Here is a 4,377-nt window from a genome sequence, read left to right as displayed (position 1 = left end):
CTCCGCGGGGGTGCCGGGGGGTCCGGGTCTCGCGGGGGCTGTGTGGGCGGGCGTGGCGCATGTGGGCGTGGGTGTGTGTCGACTCCAGGGCGTGGATGCACATCCGGGTCTCGGTGATGAACGTCCGGTGCATCCGCGACAGCCGCGGGCTGCCGGCCAGCTGCACCAGCCGCTCGTGGAACGCGATGTCGAGCTCGCCGACCGCGGCCGGGTTGCCCTCGGCGACGGCCATCCGGTCGACGATCTCGAGCAGCGCCGTACCGGCCGCGTCGGGGTCGCCGCGGAGGATCTGCCGGGCCGCGGCCCGCTCGATGGCCTCGCGCGCCAGGTACATGTCGCGGACGTCGTCCGGCGTCATGTCGATGACGAACAGCCCGCGGTTGCGGATCGAGACCAGCAGGCCTTCCTGCGTCAGCCGCTGCATGCCCTCCCGCAGCGGCCCGCGGCTGACCCCGAGCTTGCGGGCCAGGTCGGCCTCACCGAGCTGCGCGCCGGGCTTCAGCTCCCCGTGGCCGATGGCCTGGCGCAGTTTGTCGGCGATGATGCTCGGCGTCGACTCCTGCGCCAGCGGCTCGATGTAACTGGTCACTCCGTCATCCCCCTTGCGGCGAACAATGTCCCCAGGCCTGGCAATGACGGTACCGGCCCGGCCAGTTGCAGGCCCTTCCAGACCGTCACCTGGTTCGCGGTCAGTATGGGTTTCCCGACCGCGGTCTCCAACTCGTCGACGATCGCGAGGGTGTGCATCGCGGTGTCCGGCACCAGGATCGCCTCCGCGTCCGGGTGGTCGGCGGCCTTCACCATCGCGACCACCTGGTCCGGGGTGAGCGTGCCGACCTCCGCGGCGGTGATGATCCCGTTGCTGCCCATCGACACCACCTCGAGGCCGCCGCCGGTGAGGAAGCGGACGAAGTGCTGCGCGACGTCCTCCGGGTACGACGCGGCGACCGCGACCCGCCGGATGCCGAGCTCCCGGCAGGCGTCGACGAACGCGATCGAGGTCGACGACGCCGGGACGCCGAGCGCCTGCGCGACGCCGGCCGCCTGGATGTTCGCGCCCTCGCGCCCGAAGACGAAACTTCCCGAGGTGCAGGCCCACATCACCGCGTCCGGCTTCGACGGTGCCAGCTCGGCGGCGCCCTCGGCGAGTCGTTCGGCCCGGCCGAGGTCGAGGAGGGCGTCCACCCGGTGCGCGTCCTCACCGACCGAGGTGATGACGACGGGCAGCTTCACGGAACCGTCCAGGCGCGCTTCGAGCGCCGGGTAGTCGTCTTCCGCGCTGTGTCCGGGATAGAGCAGTCCTACCGTGACCATCGGGCCTCCTGGCTTGTTGCACACCGAAATGGGTAGATTGTCGACAATGTTAACCCCTGATCGCCCCGGCACCGGATCCGTCGCGTACGACCTCCCGCGGCTGGCCGCCGTCTTGCGCCGGGAAATCCACGGCGTGGTGGCCGACGACACGCGGACCCGAGCGCTCTACGCCACCGACGGTTCGAACTACCGCGCTGTCCCCGATCTGGTCGTGGTCCCGGCGGACGCCGACGAGCTGGCGATCGCCGTCGCGTCGACCGCGGCAGCCGGCGCGCCGGTCGTCGTCCGCGGCGGCGGTACGTCGATGGCCGGCAATGCGATCGGCGGGGTCGTCATCGACGCGTCCCGGCACGTGGACCGGATCCTCGACCTCGACCCGGCGTCCCGAACCGCGGTCGTCGAGCCAGGCGTCGTACTCACGGATCTGCTGGCGGCCGCGAAACCGCACGGGCTGGCGTTCGGTGCCGATCCGTCGTCCGCGAGCCGGGCCACGCTGGGCGGGATGATCGCCAACAACGCGTGCGGTGCCCACTCGGTCGCCTGGGGGACGACGGCCGACAACCTCCGCTCACTCGACGTCGTGCTCGCCGACGGCACGCGCCTGACGGTCGCCTCGGCGGCTGATCGCGCGGAAGCCGCCGCTCGCCCGGGCCGCGAGGGCGAGCTGCACCGCGCGCTGCAGGCGTTCACCGATCGGAACGAGCTGCTGATCCAGCGGCGGTTCGGGCAGTTCACTCGGCAGATCTCGGGCTATGCGCTGCACCGCTTGCTGCCCGAGAACGGGTACAACGTCGCTGGTCTGCTCTCCGGCAGCGAGGGCGGTCTCGCCGCGACGCTGCGTGCGACGGTTCAGCTCACGCAGTTGCCCAAGGCAAAGGTTCTGTGTGCGCTGGGCTTCGTCGACTCGGTGACGTCGGCCGACTGTGTGCCCGTCGTTCTCCGGCACGGACCGCTGACGATGGAGTCCATCAACAGCGAGCTGGTCGACAGGTTGCCGACCGAGGTTCGCGACGCCGCGGTCCGGGCCGGTCTCCCGGCCGGGAACGCGTGGCTGCTCGTCGAGATCGGCGGGGAGGACGAGACGCTCGCCGCGTCGGCAGCCCGCTTGATGCTGGAGGAGCTGCGCGATTCCGGTTCGCCCGCCACCGCTTCGCTGGTCACCGACCCGAAGGCGCAGGCCGTGTTGTGGCGCTGCCGTACGGACGCCGCGGGGCTGGCGACACGGCGCGCGGACGGGGCCGAGGCGTGGGGCGGGTGGGAGGACGCCGCCGTACCGCCGGAGCGGTTGGGCGCGTACCTGCGGGGGCTCGACGAGTTGCTCGGGCGGCACGGGTTGTCGGGGGCGTCGTACGGGCACTTCGGCGAGGGCTGCATGCACATGCGGATCGACTTCGACCTGCTCAGTTCGCGCGGGCTCACGACGTACCGGGACTTCGTCGAGCAGGCTGCGGATCTGGTGGTCGAGCTGGGCGGTTCGGTGTCCGGCGAGCACGGTGACGGGCGGGCTCGGGGCGAGCTGCTGAGCAAGATGTACGGCGCGGACGGGGTCGCGCTGTTCGGTGAGCTGAAGCGGCTCTGGGATCCGACCGAGGTGATGAACCCGGGCATGATCGTCGACCCGCCGCCGATGGATCTGGCGATCCGGCACAACGGTCCTGCGCAGGGCCGCAAGCTGCTGACGATGTTCGACTACCCGGAGGACGGGCACGACTTCGCGCAGGCGCAGCGCCGGTGCGTCGGGATCGGGAAGTGCCGGCAGAGCTCGGGCAGCGTGATGTGCCCGAGTTACCAGGTCACTCGCGACGAATTGCATTCGACGCGAGGCCGGGCGCACCTGTTGTGGGAGATGCTCCAAGGCGATGTGGTCACGGCCGGGTGGCGATCGACCGAAGTACGCGACGGGCTCGATCTGTGTCTGTCGTGCAAGGGCTGTCTGTCCGACTGTCCGGTGAACGTCGACATGGCGACGTACAAGGCCGAGTTCACGCATCACCACTACGCGCGGCGGCCGTGGGCCCGGCCGATGTCGCACTGGTCGATGGGCTGGCTGCCGCTGTGGTCCCGGCTCGCCTCGCGGGCGCCGAAGGTCGCGAACGCGTTCGCCGGGTTGCAGTTGACGAAGCGGCTCGGTGGGATCGCGGTCGAGCGCGACGTACCGGCGTTCGCCCGGGAGAGCTTCACCCAGTGGTTCTCGAAGCGCGGCGGATCACCCAGCGGGCAGAAAGTGGTGCTCTGGCCGGACACCTTTACGAACTACCTCGCGCCGGAGATCGGCCGCGCCGCGGTCACCGTGCTGGAATCCGCCGGCTTCGAGGTCGTGTTGCCCGACAAGCCGGTGTGCTGCGGCCTGACCTGGATCTCGACCGGCCAGCTGTCGACCGCCCGCCGAGTCCTGGACCGCTCCCTGCACACGCTCGCGCCACACCTGACCGCAGGTACGCCGATCGTCAGCCTCGAACCGAGCTGTACGGCGGCCCTGCGCCACGACGCACCCGATCTGCTCGCCGGCAACCCACTCGCCGCCGCGGCCGCCTCGACGACGCGCACCTTCTCCGAACTGCTCGTCGAGGCCGACTGGAAGCCGCCGCAGGTCGGGGGAGCGGCCTTCGTGCAGCAGCACTGTCACCAGCACGCGGTGCTCGGGTTCGACGCCGATCGGCAGCTGATGTCGGCAGCCGGGATCGACGCCGGTCTCGCCGATCCGGGCTGCTGCGGACTGGCCGGCAACTTCGGGTTCGAGCGGGGGCACTACGAGGTGTCCCAGGCCGTCGGCGAGCAGTCGCTGCTGCCCGCCGTACGGTCGTTGCCCGAGACAACCGCCGTCCTCGCCGACGGGTTCAGCTGCCGCACGCAGATCGCCCAAGCCACCCCCCGCCGCCCCCAACACCTGGCCCAACTCCTAGCCACCGCCCTACAACACCAACCCCTCACCCCACCCCAGTAGCCCAACCGCACGTCGGCGCTTGCCGTGGCGGGGGGGGGCGCCCCGCCCCGGGGCCCCGGCCCCCAACCCCGCGGTGGGGGTGGGGGGGGTGGGCGATCTCGGGGGAGACAAAAACAAAC

3 protein-coding genes are annotated in these 4,377 nt (G+C 71.1%); 1 reads left to right on the top strand and 2 read right to left on the bottom strand.

What is annotated here, in order from left to right:
- Both ACWGID_RS33940 and ACWGID_RS33935 read right to left on the bottom strand, forming a co-directional pair.
- The coding region (locus ACWGID_RS33940; protein WP_452203423.1) for a GntR family transcriptional regulator at nucleotides 1-589 on the bottom strand (589 nt) is incomplete at its 3' end.
- Complete coding sequence (locus ACWGID_RS33935) at nucleotides 586-1,314, bottom strand: maleate cis-trans isomerase family protein (protein ID WP_452203422.1); 729 nt, start codon at nucleotides 1,312-1,314, stop codon at nucleotides 586-588. The genes ACWGID_RS33935 and ACWGID_RS33940, both read right to left, overlap by 4 nt.
- A 46-nt stretch (nucleotides 1,315-1,360) precedes the next feature.
- Between ACWGID_RS33935 and ACWGID_RS33930 the strand changes: the two genes are divergently transcribed.
- Nucleotides 1,361-4,258 (top strand): FAD-binding and (Fe-S)-binding domain-containing protein, encoded by a 2,898-nt coding sequence (locus tag ACWGID_RS33930; RefSeq protein WP_452203421.1) that lies wholly within the window; start codon nucleotides 1,361-1,363, stop codon nucleotides 4,256-4,258.
- Nucleotides 4,259-4,377 lie beyond the last annotated feature (119 nt).

The sequence above is a fragment of the Kribbella sp. NPDC054772 genome, assembly GCF_053611945.1.
Note: the sequence above shows the minus strand (reverse complement) of the source record. Positions and strands in the feature narration are given on the sequence as shown.

What these genes read in the sequence shown, in the direction of transcription:
- ACWGID_RS33935 (WP_452203422.1), bottom strand. Translation starts at nt 1,314, where the DNA reads ATGGTCACGGTAGGACTGCTCTATCCCGGACACAGCGCGGAAGACGAC.
- ACWGID_RS33930 (WP_452203421.1), top strand. Translation starts at nt 1,361, where the DNA reads ATGTTAACCCCTGATCGCCCCGGCACCGGATCCGTCGCGTACGACCTC.